The sequence below is a fragment of the Aliivibrio sp. 1S128 genome, assembly GCF_001691065.1.
Lineage (GTDB): Bacteria > Pseudomonadota > Gammaproteobacteria > Enterobacterales > Vibrionaceae > Aliivibrio.
This window is the reverse complement of record NZ_MAJV01000003.1, coordinates 251,772-278,385: the sequence shown is the minus strand read 5'-3', so window position 1 is coordinate 278,385 and position 26,614 is coordinate 251,772. Positions and strand designations below refer to the sequence as shown.

Genomic DNA, 26,614 nt, shown 5'->3' with positions numbered 1-26,614 from the left:
ATGAATAATAATCAGAAAAGCCTTATTTTAACTAAGATCTTGTGGCTCAATGTCTAAAGTCCAACGTACTTTTTTAGCTAATGGTAATAGCTCAATCGCGGTTTTTGCACCACGCAACATTGATTGCATTACGGTACGGTTTGGCGCTTGAAACAGCAATTGCCAACGGTACTTTCCGGCTCGACGTGCCAGTGGCGCAGGAATAGGCCCTAGCACAGGGGTTGCATCATGAAATTGTGGGTGGCTTTCTAAAATATCACGAACTTGTCGTAAGAACTGTTCCACATTTTCACTACTATTTGCTTCTGCTCTAAACAGAGATAAATGAGTGTAGGGTGGCAATTGTGCAAATTTTCGTTCTTGTAAAGCGTATTCCGCAAAGTGCCCATAACCGTGATGTAATAAGCTTTGTAATAAAGAGTGTTCAGGGTGGTGTGTTTGTAAGATAACTTCACCAGGCTTGCTTGCTCGCCCCGCACGTCCTGCGACTTGGATGAATAATTGTGCGAGTCGTTCAGGAGCTCGAAAATCACTACTAAACAATGAACTATCGACATCAATTAAACCAACGAGCGTAACATTAGGGAAGTGGTGGCCTTTTGCTAACATTTGAGTACCAATGAGTATTTGATATTCGTTGTTTTTAATTGCGTCTAAATAGTTCTCTAAGCTGCCTTTTCGGCGAGTGCTATCTCGGTCAATACGAACGGTTTTGTACTCAGGAAATAGATTCATGAGTTGCGTTTCAAGCTGCTCTGTACCGACGCCAACTGAAATTAGCTGCGTAGAACCACATCCTTGGCATTGATGAATAATCGGTTGTTGTGAGCCACAATGATGACAACGAATTTCGTTGCTATGTTGATGGAAGGTATAAAAGGCATCACAACGTTTACATTCAGCCATCCAACCACATTCATGGCACATAAGTGCAGGGGAGAAGCCCCGACGATTTAAAAATAACATCACCTGATTCCCTTCAGATAAATGCTTTCTCATCTGAGCAATTAAAGGGGCAGATAATCCACTATTTAGATATAGACCTTTTACATCTAACACACCATGTCGAGCAGGGATTGCAGTACCCGCGCGCTTGGTTAATGTGAGATGGTGGTATTTACCGACCTTAGCATTATGTAATGTCTCTAGAGCTGGCGTTGCTGAGCCTAACACAATCGGAATATTGTCTAAATTTGCACGCATTACCGCGAGATCTCGGGCGTGGTATCTCATGCTGTCTTGTTGTTTATAAGAGGCATCGTGCTCTTCATCTACAATGATAATACCGAGATCATTAAATGGGGTAAAAAGTGCTGAGCGAGTACCTATAATGATGCCGGCATGGTTATCTCGTGCCGCTAACCATGCATTTAAACGTTCGGTATCATTAAGTGCAGAGTGGATCATATCGACAGGCACATTAAAGCGACGTTTAAAGCGATTAATGGTTTGTGGGGTTAAGCCAATTTCTGGTACTAAAATAAGAGCTTGGCGACCGGCTTTTAAAATAGGTTCTAATAATTGAAGGTAGACTTCTGTTTTTCCGGAACCTGTTACCCCATCTAATAGGTAACACCCAAATTCAGGGTTTGCATTAACCGTGGCAATAGCAATGGCTTGCTCTTCATTTAACTGTGGCTTTTCTTGTGTTATTTCGACATTACGTTGCCAATAAGTTGGTTTTGGGGCGAGAGAGATTTCTTCTATCCATCCTTTATCCACGACGGCTTTTAAGGTTGCAGCAGTAATGTCTTCTTCCAACATTTGTTCGTGACTGCATTGTTGGTGACGAACAAGGTTAAGGGCCTTGGCTTGTTTAGGTGCTCGAGTCAGTTTGTTAAGATCTTGATTTTTTCCTAGCTCAGTAATTTGCCACGCTTTTAGTGCAGCAAAGCTTGCTTCTCTTCCTTTACGTAACCACGCAGGCATCGCATTCGCTAAGGTTTCCCCAAGTGGATATTGATAATAAGTGCTACTCCAATTAAGAAGTTTATAAAGATGAGGTGACCAGAGAGAGGCGGTATCGAGTACGGAGTCTAGTCCTTTTAATTTCTCACGAGCAAATTCAGAGTCATTACTTAATTTTGTGACTATACCGATAAGGCGTTGACGACCAAAAGGCACTTTTACACGGCCCCCAATGACAGGGTGTTGTCCGGCTTTAATTAAGTAATCAAAGGTACGGTCAAGAGGAACGGGCAGTGAAACGTGTGCAATTGAATAGGACATAGCCAACATTAATCAGGAATAATAGGATGAATAGTCTACTCTTAGATAAAAATATCGCAAAGGAGTAAAATAATCGGTGGAAAAAGTAACAGATCAGTTGATTGATTGGCTGCGATTCATTATTATACGCGACCTTAAGTAAGTGTAATTTATTTATGCTTATTATTTTTGTTACACGACGTGTGGTGTCCGGCTTAGATTCGGATGGCGACACGGCCTAAATTATAAGGTTTTCCCATGAAAGTAGGTATCCACCCAGAATACAAAGCTGTTAAAGCTACTTGTTCTTGCGGCAATGAATTTGAATTCAAATCAGCGCTAGGCAAAGACACAATCCACCTAGACGTATGTGGCGAATGTCACCCGTTCTACACTGGTAAGCAACGTATCGTTGATACTGGCGGCCGTGTTGATCGTTTCAACAAACGTTTCGGTGCAATTGGTTCTAAGAAATAATTACCAATTTCCGATAAAAGAGGAGTCCAATAGGACTCCTTTTTTTATGCTTAAAATTCGGAGTCGCATCACTTTCTTGTTTGAAATAAAGGAATAAAATCTGCCATTAAAGCCCCCATTTTTGTTGGTATGATTTGTAAGTGAGGACTATGAAGTTTGAGCTAGATCAACTATTATACTATTCACTGTTTTGAAACAATCCTCCTATAATTATTAGCATTCAGGAAAACGGCCATGTCTGAAGATTTTCGCGAACAAGCTCTCCATTATCACGCTTACCCAACGCCGGGTAAAATTGAAATTGCATTGACTAAGCCTGCAGATACGGCAGAAGACTTAGCACTGGCATACAGCCCTGGTGTTGCAGAGCCAGTACGTGAAATCGCAAAGAATCCAGACGATGTTTATAAGTACACATCAAAAGGCAACATGGTTGCAGTTATCTCAAACGGCACTGCTATTCTTGGTTTAGGTAACTTAGGACCTTTGGCTTCAAAGCCTGTTATGGAAGGTAAATCATTACTTTTCAAACGCTTTGCTGGTTTGGATTCTATTGATATTGAAGTGAAACACCGCACTATCGATGAGTTTGTTGATACGGTTGCGAACATTGCAGATACTTTTGGTGGTATCAACCTAGAAGATATCAAAGCCCCTGATTGTTTTGAAATTGAACGTCGTTTAATTGAACGTTGTGATATCCCTGTATTCCACGATGATCAGCACGGTACTGCAATTGTAACGGCAGCTGGTATGTTGAATGCTATCGAGCTTCAAGGTAAGAAGTTAGAAGACGCTATCATTGTTTGTTTAGGTGCGGGGGCGGCGGCGGTTGCCTGCATGGAAATGCTGATTAAATGTGGCGCGATGCGTGAGAAAATCTACATGCTAGATCGCAAAGGTGTTATTCACACTCGCCGTGATGACATTAATGAATACAAGCAACGTTTTGCAAATAACACAGACAAGCGTACGCTTGAAGATGTTATTGAAGGCGCTGATTTATTCTTAGGGGTATCGGGTCCTAACCTACTACCACCTGAAGCACTTAAATTAATGGCCGATAAGCCGGTTGTATTTGCGTGTTCAAATCCAGATCCTGAGATTAAACCAGAATTGGCTCATGAAGTTCGTAATGATTTAATTATGGGTACGGGTCGTTCTGATTACCCGAACCAAGTAAACAACGTACTTTGTTTCCCATTCATTTTCCGTGGCGCACTCGATGTTCGTGCAAGCGTGATTAATGATGAAATGAAGTTAGCAGCAGTTGAAGCAATTCGTCAGTTAACAAAAGAACCAGTACCCGTTGAAGTATTAAAAGCAGCAGGTGTTGATGAATTAGAATTTGGTAAAGGTTACATCATTCCTAAACCAATGGATCCTCGCTTACTTCCTCGTGTGGCTAAAGCTGTAGCACAAGCAGCGGTTGATTCAGGTGTAGCACGTATTGAAATGCCTGAGAACTATATGGAAGCGTAAGTCGCTTTTTATTTTTCTTATAAGCATAAAAAAGGCTTCCTACATCATTGATGAGGAAGCCTTTTTGTTAGGGGTTACTTATTGTATTTTTTGTTATTAATGGTGAAGTTTTTCAAAAACTGCAACAGACCAGGCTGGAGTATTTAACTTATTGTTCGTCACACTTGAGTTTTCTGAACCGTTGCGTGCAATTGATTTAGCGCCATTTGTTGCTTGGATTGAATGAAGCGTATAACCCGTTGCATCAAAGTTAGCAAATTCGCTGAGAGCTGTTGGAGTTGCATTAACTACAACCACTAGACCATCACGATTTTGGTCAATCGAGGCATCGTAGTTGCTTCCACTGTTATCCATACTCATTACAATCACACCAACGTTTTGATTACTGCCTGTATTATGGAATTTCACACGTTTAATGATCTCTTCACCATGACCTAGAGTTAGTAGGCCAGAAGACGCACGTAATGAAGCAAACTCTTCATAAAAGGCTTTCATTGCTTGAATATTCGCGGTTGTTGGGGTGGCATTCTCGGCTGAATTAGTTATTACGTCTTGAATAACCGCCCAATTATTTCCATCTTTATCTTCTCGAGGTAAACCCACATCCCAGTTATTGTTTTGTGCTGTGAAATCAACACGGTTGTACCAATCCCCTGAATCATAAGAATCACGTTGCATTGATTTAGAACGTAATAACTCACTGCCCATATGTGTAAATGGAACCCCTTGACCTAGCATTGCAGTTGCCAATGAAATTGCTTGCATACGAGTTCGAATTTCAGATGAAATACTATAGCCAATTTTATATTGGTTATTATCCCATAAGGTTTGATTATCGTGTTTTGATACGTAGTTTTGTACTTCCCAAGCGTCTTTTGCGTAGCCTGCAGGTTGGCCGTTGTAATCTAACTCTGAACCTTTAATATTTTTGTTTTTACTGTCAACAAAAGGGTAATCAGATAAGTTGCCAGCCATACCTAAGCGAGTTAAATCAGCTAGGTGCAGTGCGGTTTCTTTGCTTGTTTTATTTTGTTCGTTAGGTAGTACAGCGGCGCCATTACCAAATCCTTGATTCTCACGTAATCCCATCTCTGAGTCGAATGGGCCACCGCCACGAACAGAATCACGTAAGCGATCGGAAAAAGTACCAACGCCCGTGCCATACATATTTATTTGAGTGGCTTGAGTAAATTGACGATCATTACCCACTTCACCAAAGTTCCAACCTTCACCATAAAAGTAAGTATCAGGATCTACGGCTTTAACTGCAGCCAGCGTTTCTAAGATTTGAGTTTTTGGATGATGTCCCATCAAATCCCAACGAAAAGCATCGATTTTATAATCTTGAGCCCAAACGACTAATGAATCAGAGATTAATTTTCCCATCATGGCATTTTCTGGTGCGGTATTTGAACAACAGGTTGAATTTTCTACGCTACCTGTCACTTCATTCAAGCGTTGGTAATACCAAGGAACAATGCGATCTAAAACCGATTTATTGCTTACACCGGCTTCATTGGTGTGGTTATAAACAATATCCATGACAACGTTCATGCCGATATCATTCTTTATTGCCATCACCATTTCACGGAACTCTTTAATTCGTGTCATGCCGTCTGGGTTACTTGAATAAGATCCTTCTGGAACCGTATAGTGATATGGATCATAACCCCAGTTAAAGCCATCAACATCTCTTACGTAACTATTTAAGCGTTGTACTACTGCATTCTCTGGAGAGTCTTTTGCTAGCATGGCAGTAAACACAGATGCGATACTGTCGTTGCTGCTACAGTAGCTACCAAAATCTTTATCGTCTTTGATGGTTGTTTTCAAATCACATAACTTAGTGAAGGGTTCATCAATATTTGCAACTTGAGTTGTGTCTTCATTGATGGTCGCAATATCAAACGTTGGTAATAAGTGCAGGTGTGAGACGCCAGAATCAGAGAGTGACTTTAAATGTTTTACTGGTGCTGAATCTGCTTGGCTAAAGGCTGAATATTTACCTCTGCTATCTGTTGGTGTTGATTGGTCTAGTGCTGAGAAATCACGGATGTGAGCTTCATATAAAATAAATTCAGTAGGGTTATTTTGAGAGTGGGGAGGTGTTAGGCTATTCCAACCTGTAGGCACTACTTCAGCATTGTTTAAATCAATAACTTGGCTGAATACGGAGTTGGTAGAAAGACTTAATGAGTAAGGGTCAGTTACTTGGTACGTTTCAATCTTATCTGTTGCTGGGTGATAAACGGTTACTTCGTATTTATAGAAATCACCATGTGCAAGTGCTGTGTTTTCAGCAACCCAACTACCCGTTGCTTGATTAAAGATCATTGGGATCTTTTTGCTCTCTTGCTTGTTGTTGTCATAAGAGACTAAAACAACAGATTGAGAGGTTGGTGCCCATAAACGGAAAGTTGTACTGCCATCTGAATTAATAATAGCACCAAATTTTTCATTCACGGCTTGACTAGCGTACAGTGAATCTAACGCACTTGCTGCTTGAACTTCGGTTGCTTTAATAACACCAGTAGCGTCTGATGCTACTAGTATCAATTGGCCTTTCAGTGCTTCTTTTAAAGTGATATCTGATTGAGTAAAGTCGATATCAAAAGCGATAAAATCAGACGCTAGATGTGGCTTTTCTTCTGAACCTTTCCACTCTTCGGAGCTGCTTAATGTACCGCTGCTAATAACGTCATCAGACCCAAGTATTTTTTTGCTTTTACTATCAAAAGTCATTCCAGCATTTTTTGCATAATATAACTCTATTTTAGTCGCGTTTTTGCTATTAATTAAAAGAACATTATCACTGGCAAAAATAGCGCTTGCACCTGAAAGCTCAACCCCATTCTCTGGTTTATTTGCGAAAGGTTCATAATAGACTTTATCGGTTCCTTTGAAGATAAATGCAGCGTTACCAATAGCGGTTGTTTTATCAAATTCAATTTTTAGATTGGCAGTTTGGTAATCACCATCACTTTTATTATTTGGAATTATATTTAAGCAGTTGTCTGTGCCGTTTACAGGAATATCCCAGTACACGCCATAGGTATCGCTGATACCTGAAGATTCAATGCCGGGCCATGCTGAACTGTCATCATCGAGATTGGTACAGCTACCTTCATTCCATACATGAAGACGGAACGCGTTCGTATCACCATCTGGTGTATTCATATATACACGAGCGTGATTGGCTGGAATATCACCTGTTGGGATCAGTTCAGGGTAAACCGCTGCAACGCCTTCTTGCGTGAATACTTCACCATCAGCATTAGTTTGAGATAAATCGACCTTACCGTTAAAGCCTGCTAATGGCTTATCATTATTTTCGCCAACACGTGGAATAAAATTAATACATTGAGATGCGTTTTCTTTATCTGCCTTTAATGACCAGTACACGCCAAGTTCAGCATCTTCACCATCGGGAATTAGTCCTTTATTCCAATCACTAGCTTCAGAAGTATCGCCGGCATAAGCACCACAAGCGTCATCATTCCAAACATAAAGGCTAGCATTATCGTAATTATCAGATGTTGATTTAAAATACACCTTAATAGCGTCATTTTTTTCAATAGGGACATCTGTATCATCAGAAGGAGCATTACAGCCGAAAAGTATTGAAGATGTCATTATTGTTAAAATAGATTTTGCCAAATAAGATTTTCTTAATGTGTTATTAATATTATTCACGTTTAATTATTTCCATATATTTAATAGTAGGGTTTATAAATTAAAATAAGAATAATATTATTTAATAAGTACATATTGTGATCGGCTTAACTAGAACTTATTTAACTTTAAAAAATATCGTTCTGTTTATTTTTATCAGCAGGAAAAGCCCTTAAGGTAGGTCCTTAAAGGCTTTTTATTGTTTATATTTTACCGTTTATTTTTTATTTTTTAATGCGTTAACAAAAACAGTTTCAGCGTCTTTAATTCCTAATGCTTTTGCTTCTTCCAATAAGGCAAGAGCTTTCGTTATATCGTTTGTATTTACAGCTTCAATAATAGCGTTTTTGTAAAACGTTTGGGTCTCTGGTTGAGCTAATGGAGTAATAGGTTTTACTTGTTTTTCTGGTACCTTATAGGCCTGTAGAGACAGTGTTTTTACTGATAGTTTTAGTTTTCCAAAGCGCTTATAGGTATAAGTAGGATCGGTCACCATTGGCATTGCTTCACCTAGCTCTTCAGCTCTTATCCTTGCTGGGTGCTTTATTTTTATTGATTGGCCTAAATAAGCCTCTGATGAATAAATAATAAAATAAGGTGTTTTCGAAGCATCAAGGTCAAAATTTAATTGAAATTGAGTACGAGTAAAAGCATCAGACGTTTTAATATCAAATTGATCTAAACTTGTCGTACTAACAATATTGAATTGGTCATCAAGAGCAATTAGTTTCGGAGCAACTACCGAATCGTTGATCATTAAACTAGAAAGACGTAATTGCACTTTTCCTGAACGTTCTGATAATTTAAAAGCATTAAAATAACTATTTCCATCAGAGAAATGACCAATAGGAGAATCAGTATCTAATTGAAAATCGATCTCTTCAGTACTGTTAAGTTGTATCCACGGGAATTGAGTAAAGTCACTGCAACACACTTCTGAAGAGGCTATAGGAACGATTGGTTCTTGAATGGCTTTAGTTGAAGAACATGCGGTTAAAGAAAGCCCGACAAGTAAGCTAAGTAATAATTTTTTGGTGTTCATCAAGGCTCTCCATGATTTCGATAAATAAACGCAAAAAGGCAGCCGATGTGGCTGCCTTTAATTTTAAAGTAATTAGAACCAGATTTCAGTGTGAACACCGATAATTGTTTCAGACTTACCATCTTTAATGCCAATTTGTTTAGCACTTGCTTCATCGTCAGCAGTAATGTAGCTCACATATGGTTTGATTTGTGGACGACCAAAGTAATCAGCGTTAACAGTAAATGCGGCAGCTAATTCAACGTTAATAATATCACTCTTCAGATCATCACCAGTGCGTCCCCAGTAACCTTCAGCACCTTCTTCGTGAGCATAAGACCCAGTCGCTTCTAAGCGTAGATTATCATTTACTTTGTATGATGGACGCGCTGCAACAATGTAGCGTTTCAGATCTTTAGCACCAAATAACTCATCCAATGCAGCAAAGTATGTTACTTCAGAACCCATTTGCCAGTTTTCAGAGATGTTAACTACACCACCAGAAGTGAAGAAAATTGATTCAGCATTGTCATCACCACCTGACCAGCTACCAAAGTTTACACCACGGTTTTGAGCTGCGCCTTTACCGTAAGCGATAGCGGTTTGTGACCAACCATCTAAGCCGTAGTAGCTAGAGTTTAATGTGATAGAAGCACCGATACCATCATCGTCAGTTACGTTAGCTTGAGTAATGTATTTGAAATCAAAATCTAAGCTACCAAACCCAACATCAACACCGTAATAGTATAAGTCATGAGATGTTAGTGTTTGTCGCCCGTCTGCTCCTGGACCGTTATTAATATCACCATCTGTATCAGCTGCAACAATAGCAAAACCTGCTGTGTTACCAGCGATCTTAGTTTGGATACCAGCACCAACACCTGATGATTGTTTCCAGAACTCACCAGATAGAGCACTTGCAGAACGGTTTAGATAACGTTGACCACCCCAGATAGAAGTGTCCTCGCCTAAGTATGATAGCCCGCCAATCTCAACAAAAGTTTCTTTGATTTCAAATTGTGCTGTTGTGTTGTCTTTTTGGCTACCTGGAGATGAATAAGCGTAAGAGTTACCATTGCCGTATTCAGAACGAACAACAAAGTCAGACCAAACACCATTTGCATGCTCGGTGTGTTTTTTGATTACGAATTCAACTTGGTTAGTACTTTTTCCGTGAGTACCTGCTGTTTTGTAATCTGGTTTACCAAATTCAGTATCTACTGTTTCGCCATCAACCATACGGAAGTTCATCGACGCGTAACCGTGTACTTCCCAACCATCTGCAATTACATCAGTACCATTAACTTTTTCAACTTTAGGTGCGGCTTCATCACCAGAGATAACATCTAATGCAACTTCTGTTTCAGCGAATGCTGCACCTGAAAGTAATGCGGTAGAAACAGCGGCAGCAAGCAAAGTGTATTTATTCATTTTCATCTTAAAATCCTATTTCCTTTTTAAAGGATATTTTGATTTGAAAATGTTTACTCAACTAAGGCAGTGTAGGGAAGTAAAGTAAACATCGTCGTCGTTATTGAACGAGATATAGATTAAAAATAAATCACGATGTTTAACTCCTCCTTCGTTTATGAAAGAGAGGGCGTAGGCTTAGGGATGAGGGGATTAAACAACAGGTCTTCTGTTGATAATAATCACACTTGGTAGGAGGGATTGGATTTATTTATGAGAGAAGAGTCACGTAGGAAGATATTTTGAAATCGGAAATAATGCGGAAATAGAGAAAAGAAAGAAAATGGGAAATAATCAGAAATGTGATCTAGCTAATGATAGACCTCATTAGCTAGAGTTAGTTCAGTTTTTATTCGCTTATTTACATTTAGAAACCATCATTGATTTCGGTTTTCCTTGGGGAGTAAACTCTAAACTCCAAACATAATCCCCCCCTTCTGGGAGGTATATTGCCGTATCTTGTCCATAACCGCCGTTAATTAATGCATTGTTTTGTCCTAACTTAGGAGATAAACCATCGGCAGTGTATTGCGAGGACCAGTCTTTAGTTGCGTATTGCATTTTATAAGGCCCACGTTTCTCATTGATAACTATTTGATAAATATTGTTGCCCTTATATTGGTAAGCACGTTGTGCTTTATGGCCCCAACGAGAATCAGAGAAATCACCCACGAGATATAAAGTCTCTTTTATTGGGGCGTTAGTATCAGCTACCGTCGGGTTATCACACTGAGCCATAAAACCATTGCCATACAACGCTATTTCTTTTTCTGCTTTTTTAGGTCCTACTGAGTTTGGTTCTTCTATCTTTAAAAAGCGGCTTTCAAAGTTAGATAGAGGAATTGTATATACACCTTCGTTAGGGCTAAATATTTGGCCTGTTAATAAATCGACTAAATTACCTTTTGACGCTATCTGTTCAGCTTCAAGGGAAAGCGTTTGGCTTTGTTCTTGAGTGCTAACCATAAATATAATTGCATTATTCTCTGTTTGTTTATGGTCTATATATACCGCTTTATTTGCAATAATATTGGTTCTAACGCCTTCCGATAATGCTGGGTTTTCAATACGTAAAGTCATTAACTCTGAGACGTAGTTTTTTAAGTTAAGTTGGTCAGGTGTTAGTGTTGCAGTAAGGTCATCTATTTTGGCGGATGAGCGAGCGATATGATCATCACATAACCCTTTAATGGCACAAGTGTCTTTATTTTCTTTGTTAGAGAAACCATCAATTTGATCGCCAATTTCATCTCCGTAATAAAGAGTGATAGGGCCGGTATAAGCAGCTTGAAAGGAAAGAGCAGCTTTATGACGTAACCAATAATTACTCTCACTTGGCTCGGCAATATCACCACGTTGTAATAAATCACCAAAGCGAACGACATCATGGTTTCCTAGCATTAGATTTGGAGTGGCGTGTGAAGGGTAGAGTTCATGCATTTGCATTCCCTCATTAAGCCATTCGCCCCCTTTATTTCCCACGCTACTTTCATTGACTGCAAAGGTTTCAGTCACTCGGAAACGCAAAGGAAAATCGAATGCAGAGCATAATGCTGGGTTCCCTTCTTCTCCATAACCTGTTTCTGTAATGTAGTTTTCGTTATTCCAGATCTCTGCCACCATGTAACCGAGAGGGTTAACTTGTTCACCTTTATTATTCGTATACGTTGTGTTTTTTGATGCGTTATCAACGGATTTTCTGATGTTTACCCACGATTCTGTAGGGACTTGGTAAGCTTGATCTAATCGCCAGCCATCGATTTTTAATTCAGAAATCCAATAAGCTGCGACTTCAGAATAAAAATCTTCACTGGCAGGGTAATCAACAGGATTATTGCTACCACTAGGAAGCAAGCCTGATGGTGATGGCTTAATTAACCCTTCTTTATGATGTCCAAATACGCCATCAAATAAGACATAGATCCCGCGTTTATGAGCTTCTTCTACTAATTCTTTAGCCTTTTCCAATGTGCCAAAACGAGGATCAATTTTGAAGAAATCAGTTGCGAAATAGCCGGTTGCATCCAGCTTATCAGCCCAATGGTCTTGGCCTTCAATTGGTGCGGATTCAAAAATAGGCGTCATCCAAATGGCGTTCATACCTAATGATTGAATGTAATCTAATGAATCAATGATCCCTTGTAGATCACCATTATGATGACTCGGGCCGTAACCTGTGCCATGACCAATGCTGTTATCACCATCAACAAAGCTTTCCACCATGATTTGGTAGATGCGTAAATGATTACTTTCTTCCATCATTTGTGGATTGCATTGATAGGTAGAGGTTATTTGTGTTGTTTCTGAGGTTGAGCTACATGCGCTCAATATAGAAGTAATAGCGAGTGCTATTGCTGCTTTTGCTATCTTATTTTTCACAGTAAGTCCTTTATAATTATAAGTAGGGCACTGTGATTATTTAATAAGCAAATAGAAATGTAATCCTCCTAATTTGTTTAAAAGAAGGAGGAGACAGCAGGAGGAGATAAAGAGTTACTTATTCTTCATCAAATGCTTCGAATTCAATGCCCATAGCGGTCATTAAGGCTTTCGCTTCTGTTGGAATATCATCGGGACGGTCTTTACGTAGATCTTCATCTGTTGGTAAAGGTTGCCCTGTATAAGCATGAAGAAATGCTTCACACAACAATTCACTGTTTGTTGCGTGACGTAGGTTACTTACTTGACGACGAGTTCGCTCATCAGTAAGTATTTGAAGTACCTTCGTTGGAATTGACACGGTAATTTTTTTTACCTGTTCACTTTTTTTACCATGCTCGGCATAAGGACTTAAATAGTCACCATTCCAATCAGCCATTGCTCACCTTCGTTCTGAATTATTGTTGTTTAAAATACGATGGCTTAATTCTAGCGATATTTACGGCTATAAGCAAAGATATATAGACGTCTAGAAGTATTGACGTCTCATTTTGTGATGGTAGAGTAGAAGAATATAACTTATGGATTAGATTATATCAGTCATCTGAGATAGAAGAGTAGAAAATTACTGCTTTATATCTCATTAAATTGATTGGTATCAGACTACTGCTTAGCAGTTTGGAAGGGAAATGATGAGCGAGAGAAAACCTGCAACTATTGCCGTTCGTACTGGCATTGAAACTGATTCACAACATAATGCGGTTGTGCCACCTATCTACTTATCTACCAATTACAGCTTTCCTGAATTTGGTGATGTTCCTAAGTATGATTATGCTCGCTCAGGAAACCCGACCCGAACCCAACTTGAAACTACCTTGTCTGATTTAGAGTGTGGTGCGGGGGCGATTGTTACAAACTGCGGCACGGCGGCTCTTAATCTTATGGTGTCTGCGTTACTTGGTCCTGATGATCTTATTGTTGCGCCTCATGATTGTTATGGTGGAACGTACAGACTGTTTAATAGTCGTGCCAATAAAGGTGACTTCAATACTTTGTTTGTTGACCAATCAAATGAAGATGCTCTGGATGCGGCATTAGCTAAAAAGCCTAAACTTATCTTATTAGAAACACCATCGAACCCATTAGTTCGTGTGGTAGATATTGCGAATATTTGTCAAAAAGCCGCAAAAGTCGGTGCATTAGTTGCCGTAGATAACACCTTTCTTTCTCCTGTATTACAGCAGCCTTTAACTCTTGGTGCTGATTTTGTTCTTCATTCTACAACTAAGTACATTAACGGACATTCTGATGTCGTTGGTGGCGTGTTAATTGCTAAAACCCAAGAGCATGCGGACGATTTTGCATGGTGGGGCAACTGTATTGGCGCCACAGGAACTGCATTTGATAGTTATTTAACATTGCGTGGTATTCGTACGCTTAGTGCTCGTATGCGAGTGCATGAAGAGAATGCAATCGAAGTATTGAAATGTCTTCAAGAGCAAGAATTAGTCGGTACAATTTATCATCCAAGTTTGCCTGAGCACCCTGGTCATGAAATAGCAAAACGCCAACAAACTGGTTTTGGTGCGATGTTAAGTTTTGAATTAAATGGTTCATTAGAGCAATTGAAGGTATTTGTCAGAGCGTTGAAATATTTTTCTCTAGCAGAATCTCTTGGTGGTGTAGAAAGTTTAATTGCTCACCCTGGCACCATGACTCATCGAGCTATGTCGGATGAAGCACAAGCTGAAGCGGGTTTAGTTCCAACACTATTACGTATCTCTGTTGGGTTAGAAGACAGTCGTGATCTTATCGCGGATCTGAAACAAGCCTTCGTTATTGCTGCAGAGGTGAAGTAATGACAGGATTAGTACCACGTCAGTTACATAAGTTTGGTGGCAGTAGCCTTGCCGATCCAGAATGCTATCGTCGTGTCGCGACTATTTTAAAAGAATACTCAAGTGAGCATGATCTGGTTGTCGTGTCTGCTGCGGGCAATACGACAAACCGAATTTTAGAATGGTTCGATGGTTTATTAAAAGATGGCCGATTAGCACATGAAATCTTGGAATCTTTACGTAAGTACCAACAAGAGCTGATTTCAGAATTACTTAGCGCTGAAAATGCGGAACCACTACTTGAGCTACTGCATAAAGAGCTGATTGCTATTGGCCAATTGCACGCGCCACTAACTGAGGTCCAACAAGCGGATATTCTTGGTCATGGAGAAGTATGGTCATCTCGATTACTTTCTGCCTATTTAAATCAAATTGATTTGCAAGCGATACCTTTAGATTCACGTTCTTTTTTAAGAGCAGAGCGAGGCTGTCAACCTGAGGTTGATCGCGCATTATCATGGCCATTATTTAAAGATCAAATAGCGTTGCACCCCCATGGACGAATCGTGATTACTGGATTTATGGCTCGCGACCAAAAAGGAGAAACCGTTCTGCTTGGTCGTAATGGCTCTGACTATTCAGCGACCATGATAGGGGCATTGGCTGAAGTCTCTCGCGTTACTATTTGGAGTGATGTCGCTGGAGTATTTAGTGCCGATCCTCGTAAAGTGGAAGATGCTTGTTTACTGCCTCTACTGCGTTTAGATGAAGCGAGTGAGTTGGCTCGATTAGCGGCTCCTGTATTACACAGCAGAACGTTACAACCCGTTGCGCAAAGTGCATTGGATTTGAGTTTGCGTTGTAGTTATCAACCTGAATCTGGTTCTACTCGTATTGAGCGAGTATTAGCTTCTGGTCGTGGTGCAAAAATCGTCACTTCATTAGAAGATGTGTATTTAATCCAATTAGGTTTTGGTCGTGGGCAAGATTTTGAACGAGCAAAACAAGAAGTCCTTTCTTTACTTACTCGTTCTCAGTTACAGCCTCTAGCATTGGAAGTACAAGATGATCAATATACGCTTTTATTGGCGTATACCTCTGAAGTCGTTAATGAATCATTAGATGTGCTACAAAACTCGGCGGTACATGCTGAAATTAAATTAAAGGAAGGCTACTCAATGGTTGCAGCCGTTGGGGCTGGCGTGACAAGTAATGCCATTCATAGTCATGGTTTTTATCATCAATTAAAGAATCGCCCATTAGAGTTTGTATGTGAATCAGAATCAGGATTAAGCTTGGTTGCGATTTTGCGTAAAGTGGATACAACGTCAATTATTAAAGCGATGCATACACACCTATTTCAAGCGCAAAAAAGAGTAGGCTTAGTCTTATGTGGTCATGGAAATATAGGATCTCAGTGGTTATCGCTTTTTACTCAACAAAAGCGCCATCTTGAAAAACGTCACGGAATGCAATTTTCGTTAATTGGTGTTATCGATCGCCATCGTAATTGGTTTGATTTCGATGGCTTAGATAGCGGCTCAATTGTTGAAAAGTTTGATGATGAAGCGGTTCCTTATGACAATTTTGATTGGATCGAAAAAATTGGTGCAATTCAAGGGTACGATGATGTTGTTGTTTTAGATGTAACGGCAAGTCCAGAGTTATCACAGCAATACAGTAAAATTGCGGAGCAAGGGATACATTTGATCTCTGCAAATAAAGTGGCTGGCTCTGCACCAAGCGATGAATACCAAGCCGTGATTGATGCGTTTACAAAAACAGGTCGTCATTGGTTATATAATGCGACCGTCGGAGCGGGACTCCCTATTAACCACACAGTAAGGGATTTACGTGAAAGTGGTGATGAGATAATAGCTTTATCTGGTATTTTTTCAGGGACATTATCTTGGTTGTTCCAACAATATAATGGTGATGTTCCGTTTACTGAGCTAGTTGATCTCGCTTGGCAACAAGGCCTAACTGAACCAGATCCTAGAAATGATTTAGATGGTTCTGATGTCATGAGAAAATTGGTGATCTTAGCGCGTGAAGCTGGATTGAAAATCGAACCAACTCAAGTAAAAGTAGAATCTCTCGTTCCTGTTGAATTGAAAGATGTCAGTTTGGATGATTTTTTAGCGAAAGGTGAGCTGATCAATAACGCCTTATTTGAGCGTTTAGAAAAAGCCCAAAGAGAGCAGAAAGTATTGCGCTATGTTGCTCGTTTAAATAAAGATGGCAGTGCAACAGTAAGTATCGAAGCTCTTTCTGATCATCATGCATTAGCTAACTTATTACCTTGCGATAATATCTTTGCGATTGAAAGTAAATGGTATAAAGATAATCCATTAGTTATTCGTGGCCCGGGGGCAGGAAGGGAAGTAACTGCTGGTGCAATTCAATCTGATTTAAATCGAATAGCTGCTCTTTTTTAACCTAGTTAATGTTCACTAATATTGATTGGCCATGCAGGTTTGCATGGCTTTTTTGTTGATTTTGTAGGAAAAAACGGAATTGGGGTAAGTTTAGATTATTTTATGTTTTTTCTTAATTGACTGATTTATAGATAATATTTAATTACTCATGTTAATTAAGCATAAATTAAAATTAAAATTCTTTTAGTGCTATGGATTTTAAAAATATATTCAGTGATGATAATTGAGTAGTGGCTAATATATACAGGGTCAATATCTCGACATAACAATAAGACCTGTAGTCATTCTCTGTTATTTAATTTGAATTAAACTGCCGATTGAGAGAGTCATCCATGAGTACAGAACCTACCCAAGAATCAACATCAATAACAAGTTCAGAACAAGTATTACGTAGTGTCGATTTAAATTTATTGACGGTGTTTGATGCTGTAATGCAAGAGCAAAATATTACTCGAGCAGCGCAAAATTTAGGTATGTCACAACCTGCGGTTAGTAATGCGGTATCTCGATTAAAGATAATGTTTAATGATGAATTATTTATTCGTCATGGCCGTGGAATTCAACCAACTCAACGAGCTCGTCAATTGTTTGCACCAATGCGCCAAGCATTACAATTAGTTAAAAATGAACTGCCTAGTTCTACGTTTGTTCCTGAAAGCTCAGCAAGACAATTTAAGCTATCAATTTGCAGCCCATCAGACATGCGCTTTGCCCCACGTATTTTGAGAGATATTCAACAAAAAGCACCTCATATTAGTTTAAAGCTATCAGGTGAATATGATCTAGATATCGCTCAAAAATTACGATATCAAGAAGTAGACTTTGTGATTGATTACGTGCGTTTTGATGAACCTGGCTACATGAGCACTGAACTATTTACGGATGAATTAGTTGTTGTTGCTTCAGTTAATCACCCGCGTATTCAAGGCGGGATTACGAAAGAACAATTAGCAAACGAAAAACACGCGGTTCCTGCTCGTGTTGAAAATACAAAAGGATTTGCTGATCATCTTTATATGGATTCTCTGTATGAACAGGCCTATAAAGGCGCAAGCATCAGTAATGTTCTGTATGTTGTATCTCAATCAGATTTAATAACAGTAGCGCCTAAATGGTTAGTGAGCTCAATGCAGAATCGCGAACAATTGATGATATTACCGCTGCCAATCGAATCAAAAAGCATTCGTGGCTACTTAAGCTGGCATGATTCATACCAAAAAGACAAAGGTCATATTTGGATGAGAGATCAATTAATGCTTATCTGTGGTGAGGAAGTCGTTGCTTCAAGCAAAGGAATGATGTTTTAAACCATGTTTTCATACTAAAAAACGAGATTAAGGCAGCCTATAAATGGCTGCCTTTTTTGTTGGTATACATACGATATAAACAGAATGTAGAGTTTAAATAATTATTTTGTTAATAGAGTTATCTTGAAATGAGTTTCACACAACAATACTTACATTTTATACAGAGAAACAGTTGCCTTTTTTATTACCACTTGTACAATTTGTGCAGATTATAGCTTACACCTGTAAGCCTAAAGGTGATACGAGATGACTATTCAAAACCTACATATTGTAAAAGAGATCCGCCAGCACATTGCAACTAGAGCAAATGACACTGCATTACGTGAACGTAAATGTGGTGCTTGGAGTGATACTCAGTGCTCAGCATGGAGTGATATTACTTGGGGTGAGTTTGGCCAACAAATGGATACTCTATCTTTGGCATTATTAGCTCATGGATTGAAAATACAAGAGAAAGTAGGGATCTTTGCCAATAACATGCCTCGTTGGACGGTTGCTGATTTTGCAACTATGCAATTACGTTCAGTCCCTGTTCCAATTTATCCGACGAATACACCAACACAAGCGGCCTATGTCATTAATGATGCTAATATCCGTATATTATTTGTAGGTGAACAAGCGCAATATAATTCGGCTATTGTAATTTTTGAACAATGTCCACAATTGACTCATATTGTAGCGTTAAGTGATGATATTGATTTAAATGATCATGAAGCGGGTGTTTCATGGAATGACTTCGTATCAACAGCAAGTGAATTACATCAAGAAGAATTAACTCACCGTCTTGATACGGCTGAGATGGATGATTTACTTACGTTGATCTACACCTCTGGCACAACAGGGGAGCCAAAAGGGGTAATGCTAGATTACACTAATATTGGCTCTCAGTTAGCTGGGCATAACACAAACTTAGCGTTAACTGAGCAAGATGTATCGTTATGTTTTCTACCTCTCTCTCATGTATTTGAGCGTGCTTGGACTTTTTATGTTTTATACAAAGGTGCTGTAAACTGTTATTTACCAAATACAAACCTAATTAAAGAAGCGCTAACAGAAGTGAAACCAACGGTAATGTGTGCGGTTCCTCGTTTCTATGAGAAAATATTTTCAACAGTACATGAAAAAGTATCTCGTGCTCCTGCTCATCGTAAGGTGATGTTTACTTGGGCGGTAAACATGGGAGCAAAAATGTCGGTGTGTAAACAAGAAGGTCGAGAACCATCATGGGCTCTAAAGCAAGCTTATAAGGTGGCAGATAAATTAGTTCTCTCTAAATTACGCATGATCCTAGGTGGGAATATTAATTTCATGCCTTGTGGAGGCGCTAAATTAGATGCAACCATTGGTCGTTTTTTCCATGCTCTTGGCGTTAATGTTAAATTGGGCTATGGCATGACAGAGACCACTGCCACTATTTCATGTTGGGAAGATGGTAAGTTTCATCCAGACTCTATTGGTACATTAATGCCTGGCGCTGAAGTTAAAATTGGTGAAAAGAATGAAATCCTAGTTCGTGGCCCAATGGTTATGAAAGGGTATTATAATAAACCAGAAGAAACCGCTCTAAACTTTACAGAAGATGGCTTCTTAAAAACGGGTGATGCTGGTGAGTTTGATAAGGAAGGTAATTTATATATTACTGACCGAATTAAAGAGCTTATGAAAACGTCAGGTGGTAAATATATAGCACCGCAAGTGATTGAAGGTGCTATCGGTAAAGATCACTTTATCGAACAAATTGCAGTTATTGCGGACACTCGTAAATTTGTTTCAGCATTGATTGTCCCTTGTTACGATGCATTAGAAGAATACGCTAAAGAGTTAAATATTGCTTATCATGACCGTATGGATTTAGTTAAGCACAGTGAAATTGTTGAGATGCTAGAAAAACGAGTGGCAAATCTACAAAAAGAACTGGCTCGTTTTGAGCAAGTGAAAAAATTCACGCTATTATCTAAATCATTCTCGATGGATAAAGGTGAATTAACACCAACTCAAAAGTTGCGTCGCAAAGTGATCAGTGAACGTTACCAAAACGAAATTGATGAGATGTATAGCGAAAAGCAAGAGAAAAAAGATAAGTAAATTTTCTTTTAGTTAGAGCGTATAAACCAGTCTATTTAGACTGGTTTTTTTATGCCTATAAAAAATGAGATCATTAGCTACCTTAATATGGTGGTGTTATTTTTTATTATCTCTTTTTATTTTGAATTTATTGGTTTTTAGCACTGAATTTGTTTGCTTTCAATAGTCTTAATAACTGAACTTTACCTTTTAAGTGAAGCTATATTCTAACCTGTCAAATACCCTCTAGACCAAAGTGCTGCGAAAAGGTTAAAGTTGTTTCGTAATGTTGATTTTTGTTATCGTAAATCACCATTTACATAGGATCTTAATCTAATTAATTTCGGTTTAGGCTAAAAATAAGCCCTAACTATGTAAATCACTAATAATCGGTAATTCATGTCGTTTATTAGAGGGTTTAATGTCTGGAGATAAATATGGAAATGTTATCTGGCTCAGAGATGATCGTACAATCTTTGATTGATGAAGGTGTAGAGCACATATTCGGATACCCTGGGGGTTCTGTTCTTGATATTTATGATGCGTTGCACATGAAGAGTGACGTTATTCAACATGTATTAGTGAGGCATGAACAAGCCGCTACACATATGGCTGATGGCTATGCCCGCGCTACCGGGAAACCTGGAGTCGTTCTTGTTTGTTCCGGTCCAGGAGCAACAAATACGATTACAGGGATAGCGACAGCTTATATGGACTCTATTCCGATGATAGTGCTTTCTGGAAACGTACCAAACAATATGATTGGCACTGATGCCTTTCAAGAGTGCGACATGGTAGGTGTCTCTCGCCCGATAGTTAAACATAGCTTTTTAGTTAAAAAAGCCGAAGACATTCCTGAAATCATCAAAAAAGCATTTTATATTGCATCTACAGGACGCCCTGGCCCTGTTGTTATTGATATACCTAAAGATGTCATGAGTCCCGCATTTACATTCCCTTATCAGTATCCTACGTCGGTTTCATTACGTTCTTATAATCCAACAACGACAGGGCATAAAGGACAGATTAAAAAAGGGTTAAAAACGTTATTAGCCGCCAAAAAACCAGTACTGTATGTTGGTGGTGGAGCCATAATTTCTTCAGCGGATAAGCAAATTCTTACATTGGCAGAAAGCTTAAATTTACCCGTTGTATGCACTTTAATGGGATTAGGTGCTTTTCCTGGTACGCATAAAAATTCCGTAGGAATGCTAGGTATGCATGGAACTTACGAAGCCAATATGGCAATGCATAATGCGGATTTAATTTTTGGTATTGGTGTTCGATTTGATGATCGTACGACGAATAATTTAGAAAAATACTGTCCCGATGCAACGATTATGCATATAGATATAGACCCTTCATCTATATCTAAAAACATTCAAGTAGATGTACCAATTGTTGGGTCTGCTGACGTAGTTCTTGAATCAATGTTGTCATTAATGAAAGATCAAGATGGACATAATGATACCGATGCGATGGAAGCGTGGTGGAGTGAAATATCTGAATGGCGTGCTCGTGATTGCTTAGCATATAAAGCATCACCGGATAAAATCAAACCACAACAAGTGATAGAAACACTGTATAAATTAACCAATGGCGACGCTTACGTTGCTTCTGATGTAGGCCAACATCAAATGTTTGCCGCGCTTTATTACCCATTTGATAAGCCGCGTCGTTGGATAAACTCTGGTGGCTTAGGAACAATGGGTTTTGGTTTACCTGCAGCATTAGGCGTTAAGTTTACTCATCCTAATGAAGTTGTTGTTTGTGTTACTGGTGACGGTAGTATTCAGATGAATATTCAAGAGCTATCAACGGCGCTTCAATATGATATTCCTGTAAAGATTATTAATCTTAATAACCGATTCTTAGGTATGGTTAAACAATGGCAAGATATTATTTATCAAGGTAGGCACTCAAACTCTTACATGAGTTCTGTTCCTGATTTTGCAGCGATTGCAGAAGCTTATGGTCATGTTGGAATCCGAATTAATCACCCTGATGAACTGGAATCTGGTCTAGAAAAAGCGTTAGCAATGAAAGATAGATTGGTCTTTGTTGATATTAATGTAGACGAAACGGAACATGTTTACCCAATGCAAATTAAAGGGGAAGCAATGGATAAGATGTGGCTAAGTAAGACGGAGAGAACGTAATGAAACATATCATTTCACTGCTATTAGAAAATGAATCAGGGGCGTTATCTCGTGTTGTAGGCCTGTTCTCTCAACGAGGCTACAATATTGAGTCATTAACGGTGTCTCCGACTGAAGATGCTACTTTATCGCGTTTAAACATCACTACAGCGAGTGATGCTATGGAGCTTGAACAGATTCAGAAGCAATTACATAAATTGATAGATGTAATTAAAGTGCAAGAAGTGACGGATTCGGATCACGTAGAGCGAGAGTTATTACTTATTAAGGTTAAAGCCAGTGGGTTTGCTCGAGCGGAAGTAAAGCGCACTGCGGATATTTTTCGTGGACAAATCGTAGATGTAACCAGCTCTTTATACACAATCCAACTAACTGGAACCTCAGAGAAACTTGATGCATTTATTACCGCGATGTCTGAAGTCACTGACGTTATCGAAGTGGCGAGAAGTGGTGTTGTTGGTATTGCTCGTGGGGAAAAAGCATTAAGGGTGTAATATTTACATTTAGCTTTTGTTTATTTATCAATTAAGCCCTTTTTTATCGCTGGGCTTAATTGATATTCCTTTTGGATCTACGGCATAAATCTCACTTAGAAAGTCAGTTAGCTAAGTCCGTTCTTAAAGGAATGTCAGTGGTTGTTATTACAGATAAATACTAATGAATTATTGAAGTGAATGCGCATTACCTCTATACGTAATTGTTCTGAGGTAGAAGCGGTAGGGAAAAGCACATTAGACTAAAGTATAATATTATCTATACTTATTTCTATTAGTTAATAAGCTTATAGTAGGATGCTATTGTGTTAAAGGGATAATACCAACAGGCTAATGATGGTGTGAGGTCTCTATGTTTACTGATTTTTTAGTTAGACTAACTGTAGTTGGCTTGGTTGTTTTAGGATTTAAATTGAGTGCTATTTATTTCTTATTGATGGTATTGCTGATTGGAACTCATAATAAAGAGTTTTTTGGTTGGTAACTATATTCGAAAAAAACCAGACAATAATGTCTGGTTTTTTTATGTCTTAAATCTTTCTTTTTATTAAGCCGCAAAAGAATTAGCTAATCGATTCATTGATTTTATATAGTGTTTCTCTAAGAGTTCGATTGCTTGAGTCGAGTGGCGAGACAGAGCCGATTTCATAATAGACTCTTGTTCTTCTAGGTATTTAATATGTTCGTCAGTAATGTTTGTATAAGTGCTTTGAAGGTGACTATAACGTTTAATTTGATTGATTAGATCTTGATGGAATTGGTACATAATAGGAGCGTTAGCTCCTTCAAGAAGCGCAGAATGAAAAGCTAAATGGCGCTCTTCCCTGTCGATCATCATTTCTTTTGAAAGATTATTTAGATTTATTTTACTTAATTTATGGAAGTGCGTAAGAACATTTAGCTCCCAAGCTTCATCGCCATGACTGATTGCTTTTTGCAATAAAGCATTACCTACAATACGTAAACCTTCAAATAATTCTTTTAATTCGTCTTGTGAGATAGATGCAACCCAGCATCCTTTCTGAGGTTCAAGCTTTACGTATTTACTCCATGATAATTGAACAAGCGCTTCTCTAATAGGTGACGCACCAACGTTATAACGTTCTTTTAATTCGGCAACAACCAATTTTTTACCAGGGGTTAATGAGCCATTCAGGATATCTTGATGGATCATTTTTGATACTTTATCAGTAAGGGTTGGGCTAGACACTTGTCACTCTCTTATATAAATAGTCATTACAAAAAGTAGAATATGATCCATAATAATCATTATACCGTCTTTCGTTCTGATGCTGAGTGTAGCGTATCGTATAATTTGTGCAATAAAAACTTATAAAAAAAGAGGGCATAAGCCCTCTTTTTATCGAACGATGTACCAGCCCTATGAATTCAAATGAATTATAGTACGTGTACAGACGCTGTGTTAGTTGTGCCTGATGGTACTAGAGCACCAGAAACCATAACAACGATATCGCCTTTAGCACCAATACCTGACTCAAGAGCTAGCTCTTTGCCACGTAGGTAGAATGCGTCAGTACTGTCGATAGCATCAACAACCATTGGTGTAATACCTTTAGAAAGACAAAGTTGTGCTGCTGTCTTAGTATTAGTCGTTACGGCAATGATTCTTGCTGTTGGGAAGTACTTACGGATAGAACGAGCTGATTTACCCGCTTCTGTAGCAACTACGATTACAGGTGCACTTAGTTTCTCAGCTGTATCAACAGCGCCTTTACATACCGCTTCTGTGATACGTAGACGTGGGCTGTCTAGGCGAGAGCTAAGCTCTGCTTTTAATACTGCATCTGTACGAGCACAGATTGTCGCCATGATAGTAACTGCTTCGATAGGGTATTTACCTTTCGCAGACTCACCAGAAAGCATTACTGCATCTGTACCATCAAGGATTGCATTAGCTACGTCGCCCGCTTCTGCGCGAGTTGGACGTGGGTTTTTGATCATAGAATCAAGCATTTGAGTTGCAGTAATTACAACTTTACGTGCGCGATTACATTTCTCGATCATCATCTTCTGTGCAAAGATTACTTCTTCAACAGGGATTTCAACACCAAGGTCGCCACGAGCAACCATGATACCGTCAGATGCTTCTAGGATTGAATCGAAGTTATCTACACCTTCTTGGTTTTCAATCTTAGAAATAATTTGGATGTTCTCGCCGCCGTTAGCAACAAGTAGAGCACGGATTTCTTTAACATCTTCTTCTTTACGAATGAAAGATGCAGCAACGAAATCAACGCCTTGCTCACAACCAAATTTAAGGTCAGCTTTATCTTTTTCAGAAAGAGCTGGAAGCTTAACTGAAACGCCAGGAAGGTTAACACCTTTGTTTTCGCCTAGGTCACCGTTGTTAAGTACTTTACATTTAACTTCAGTTTCAGTAGTTGAAACTACTTCCATTTCAATTAGACCATCATCAACAAGGATAGTGTTACCAGCAACAAGATCTTTTGCAAAACCTGGGTAAGTAACAGCAACAACATCTTTGTTACCAACAACTGAAATATCAGTTGTGAATGTGAAGTCTTGACCAGCAACTAGAGCAACATCATTACCATTGTCTAGTTTGATAGTACGGATTTCAGGACCCTTAGTATCAAGAAGGATAGCAAGTTGCTTACCTGTGTTCTTCATTACTTGACGAAGATTATCGATACGGTTGCCGTGCTCTGCGAAATCGCCGTGTGAGAAGTTAAGGCGCATTACGTTCATGCCAGCATTAGCCAGTTCAGTTAGTTTTTCTACTGATTCAGTTTTTGGGCCAATCGTACATACGATTTTGGTCTTTTTCATGTGAGAAATCTCTCCAGATAAGTATATTTAAAATGATAAACGAAGTAATGTTCAGCCTAATGGAATGAAGTGTTGAAATATAACAACAAATTCTAGCTTCATGCCTCTATGGCTAAACATATAAATTTAATAATTGTCTGTATTTTAGAACGAAAAGAGTGATGGATTATTGATTCAGATGAACAATTTGCACTTTAATCACAATATTAAAAACAAATTTACATTACTCAACACTGTTTCGTTCAGATCTTTTCTGTAATTTTCTATCTATTTTGGTGCAAATTCTAACAGTAAAACAGATGAAGATCACTTTCTTGTTGTAGGGATTTTTATTAAATATTTATTTTACGGAGCGAAATAAAAAAGGCACAGAAAGTGCCTTTATATTATTGATTTTCAATTGGTTGATATGCTTTAAGTTTTTGCATTCCTTTTGCCAATTTCACAAACCAAGCAGCAATAGCAAGAATGGAAATAATGGCGCCAATAATAGGAATGGCAGAATATACTTTATTAAGAATAGAACTATGGATCCAGTATTCTAAGCCTGCAACCATGCCGCTCATTGTTGCAGCAGTAACCGCAAGTACCACAAAGAAAGTAAGAAAAAGAAAGAAACTTTTGATGATGGCATAGTAGTGACTATCGATGACTTCATCGTTAGTTCCCTTATTCATTTGGTATCCAGCATAAATAATCGCAACAATGCCTGAAGCCATTAATGTGACTGGCGTTAGTAGGCTAGCAATATAAGCAAACCAGATGCCTTTATCTGTTTTATTTGACATGTTAGT

Annotated in this window: 17 protein-coding genes; 8 read left to right on the top strand and 9 right to left on the bottom strand. The window is 38.8% G+C overall.

The window, feature by feature from the left end:
• Positions 1 to 27: 27 nt before the first annotated feature.
• On the bottom strand, positions 28 to 2,229 hold the full coding sequence (gene priA / locus A6E03_RS03085) for a primosomal protein N' (protein ID WP_065600163.1): 2,202 nt from the start codon (positions 2,227 to 2,229) through the stop codon (positions 28 to 30).
• A 237-nt stretch (positions 2,230 to 2,466) separates the two neighbouring features.
• On the opposite strand from priA, the gene rpmE reads away from it, so the two are divergent.
• A complete protein-coding gene (rpmE, locus tag A6E03_RS03080) occupies positions 2,467 to 2,685 on the top strand; it encodes a 50S ribosomal protein L31 (protein WP_012551187.1) in 219 nt (72 codons plus the stop codon).
• A 234-nt stretch (positions 2,686 to 2,919) separates the two neighbouring features.
• Positions 2,920 to 4,167: a malic enzyme-like NAD(P)-binding protein gene (locus A6E03_RS03075; RefSeq protein ID WP_065594188.1), complete on the top strand. Its 1,248-nt coding sequence runs from the start codon at positions 2,920 to 2,922 to the stop codon at positions 4,165 to 4,167.
• A 96-nt stretch (positions 4,168 to 4,263) separates the two neighbouring features.
• Here the strand turns inward: A6E03_RS03075 and pulA are convergent, their stop codons facing one another.
• From pulA to metJ, 5 genes are all read right to left on the bottom strand, one after another.
• Positions 4,264 to 7,851, bottom strand: coding sequence for a pullulanase-type alpha-1,6-glucosidase (gene pulA / locus A6E03_RS03070; RefSeq protein WP_065600162.1), 3,588 nt, complete (start codon positions 7,849 to 7,851; stop codon positions 4,264 to 4,266).
• Positions 7,852 to 8,056: 205 nt separating this feature from the next.
• A complete protein-coding gene (locus tag A6E03_RS03065; protein ID WP_065594187.1) occupies positions 8,057 to 8,881 on the bottom strand; it encodes a MalM family protein in 825 nt (274 codons plus the stop codon).
• 72 nt (positions 8,882 to 8,953) lie between these two features.
• Positions 8,954 to 10,291: a carbohydrate porin gene (locus A6E03_RS03060; protein WP_172794768.1), complete on the bottom strand. Its 1,338-nt coding sequence runs from the start codon at positions 10,289 to 10,291 to the stop codon at positions 8,954 to 8,956.
• Positions 10,292 to 10,687: 396 nt separating this feature from the next.
• A complete protein-coding gene (locus A6E03_RS03055) occupies positions 10,688 to 12,709 on the bottom strand; it encodes an alpha-amylase family glycosyl hydrolase (RefSeq protein ID WP_065600145.1) in 2,022 nt (673 codons plus the stop codon).
• Positions 12,710 to 12,827: 118 nt separating this feature from the next.
• Entirely contained in the window at positions 12,828 to 13,148 is a 321-nt protein-coding gene (gene metJ, locus A6E03_RS03050) for a met regulon transcriptional regulator MetJ (protein ID WP_012551189.1), read from the bottom strand.
• Positions 13,149 to 13,401: 253 nt separating this feature from the next.
• Here metJ and A6E03_RS03045 point away from each other — a divergent pair, with 253 nt between their 5' ends.
• The 6 genes from A6E03_RS03045 to ilvN all read left to right on the top strand — a co-directional run bounded on the left by A6E03_RS03045 (position 13,402) and on the right by ilvN (position 23,009).
• A complete protein-coding gene (locus A6E03_RS03045) occupies positions 13,402 to 14,568 on the top strand; it encodes an O-succinylhomoserine (thiol)-lyase (RefSeq protein ID WP_065594255.1) in 1,167 nt (388 codons plus the stop codon).
• Complete coding sequence (locus A6E03_RS03040) at positions 14,568 to 16,985, top strand: bifunctional aspartate kinase/homoserine dehydrogenase II (RefSeq protein WP_065594185.1); 2,418 nt, start codon at positions 14,568 to 14,570, stop codon at positions 16,983 to 16,985. The genes A6E03_RS03045 and A6E03_RS03040 overlap by 1 nt, the downstream gene beginning before the upstream one ends.
• 332 nt (positions 16,986 to 17,317) lie before the next feature.
• Positions 17,318 to 18,292: a transcriptional regulator LeuO gene (gene leuO, locus A6E03_RS03035; protein WP_065594184.1), complete on the top strand. Its 975-nt coding sequence runs from the start codon at positions 17,318 to 17,320 to the stop codon at positions 18,290 to 18,292.
• Between the two features lie 246 nt (positions 18,293 to 18,538).
• Complete coding sequence (locus A6E03_RS03030) at positions 18,539 to 20,377, top strand: long-chain fatty acid--CoA ligase (protein WP_065594183.1); 1,839 nt, start codon at positions 18,539 to 18,541, stop codon at positions 20,375 to 20,377.
• Between the two features lie 416 nt (positions 20,378 to 20,793).
• Entirely contained in the window at positions 20,794 to 22,515 is a 1,722-nt protein-coding gene (locus A6E03_RS03025) for an acetolactate synthase 3 large subunit (protein ID WP_065594182.1), read from the top strand.
• Positions 22,515 to 23,009: an acetolactate synthase small subunit gene (ilvN, locus tag A6E03_RS03020; protein ID WP_065600144.1), complete on the top strand. Its 495-nt coding sequence runs from the start codon at positions 22,515 to 22,517 to the stop codon at positions 23,007 to 23,009. Before A6E03_RS03025 ends, ilvN begins: the two co-directional genes overlap by 1 nt.
• A gap of 547 nt (positions 23,010 to 23,556) precedes the next feature.
• Here the strand turns inward: ilvN and A6E03_RS03015 are convergent.
• The 3 genes from A6E03_RS03015 to A6E03_RS03005 form a co-directional block, all read right to left on the bottom strand.
• On the bottom strand, positions 23,557 to 24,219 hold the full coding sequence (locus A6E03_RS03015) for a GntR family transcriptional regulator (protein WP_065600143.1): 663 nt from the start codon (positions 24,217 to 24,219) through the stop codon (positions 23,557 to 23,559).
• Between the two features lie 188 nt (positions 24,220 to 24,407).
• Positions 24,408 to 25,820 (bottom strand): pyruvate kinase PykF, encoded by a 1,413-nt coding sequence (gene pykF, locus A6E03_RS03010; RefSeq protein ID WP_065594179.1) that lies wholly within the window; start codon positions 25,818 to 25,820, stop codon positions 24,408 to 24,410.
• A gap of 386 nt (positions 25,821 to 26,206) precedes the next feature.
• A complete protein-coding gene (locus tag A6E03_RS03005) occupies positions 26,207 to 26,608 on the bottom strand; it encodes a hypothetical protein (RefSeq protein WP_065594178.1) in 402 nt (133 codons plus the stop codon).
• Between the last annotated feature and the right edge of the window lie 6 nt (positions 26,609 to 26,614).

Excerpts from the sequence above, each read along its gene's own strand:
- leuO (WP_065594184.1), top strand. The coding sequence starts at position 17,318 with ATGAGTACAGAACCTACCCAAGAATCAACATCAATAACAAGTTCAGAA.
- A6E03_RS03030 (WP_065594183.1), top strand. The coding sequence starts at position 18,539 with ATGACTATTCAAAACCTACATATTGTAAAAGAGATCCGCCAGCACATT.
- rpmE (WP_012551187.1), top strand. The coding sequence starts at position 2,467 with ATGAAAGTAGGTATCCACCCAGAATACAAAGCTGTTAAAGCTACTTGT.
- metJ (WP_012551189.1), bottom strand. The coding sequence starts at position 13,148 with ATGGCTGATTGGAATGGTGACTATTTAAGTCCTTATGCCGAGCATGGT.
- A6E03_RS03065 (WP_065594187.1), bottom strand. The coding sequence starts at position 8,881 with ATGAACACCAAAAAATTATTACTTAGCTTACTTGTCGGGCTTTCTTTA.
- A6E03_RS03075 (WP_065594188.1), top strand. The coding sequence starts at position 2,920 with ATGTCTGAAGATTTTCGCGAACAAGCTCTCCATTATCACGCTTACCCA.
- A6E03_RS03060 (WP_172794768.1), bottom strand. The coding sequence starts at position 10,291 with ATGAATAAATACACTTTGCTTGCTGCCGCTGTTTCTACCGCATTACTT.
- A6E03_RS03040 (WP_065594185.1), top strand. The coding sequence starts at position 14,568 with ATGACAGGATTAGTACCACGTCAGTTACATAAGTTTGGTGGCAGTAGC.
- A6E03_RS03005 (WP_065594178.1), bottom strand. The coding sequence starts at position 26,608 with ATGTCAAATAAAACAGATAAAGGCATCTGGTTTGCTTATATTGCTAGC.
- ilvN (WP_065600144.1), top strand. The coding sequence starts at position 22,515 with ATGAAACATATCATTTCACTGCTATTAGAAAATGAATCAGGGGCGTTA.
- pykF (WP_065594179.1), bottom strand. The coding sequence starts at position 25,820 with ATGAAAAAGACCAAAATCGTATGTACGATTGGCCCAAAAACTGAATCA.
- A6E03_RS03045 (WP_065594255.1), top strand. The coding sequence starts at position 13,402 with ATGAGCGAGAGAAAACCTGCAACTATTGCCGTTCGTACTGGCATTGAA.
- priA (WP_065600163.1), bottom strand. The coding sequence starts at position 2,229 with ATGTCCTATTCAATTGCACACGTTTCACTGCCCGTTCCTCTTGACCGT.
- A6E03_RS03025 (WP_065594182.1), top strand. The coding sequence starts at position 20,794 with ATGGAAATGTTATCTGGCTCAGAGATGATCGTACAATCTTTGATTGAT.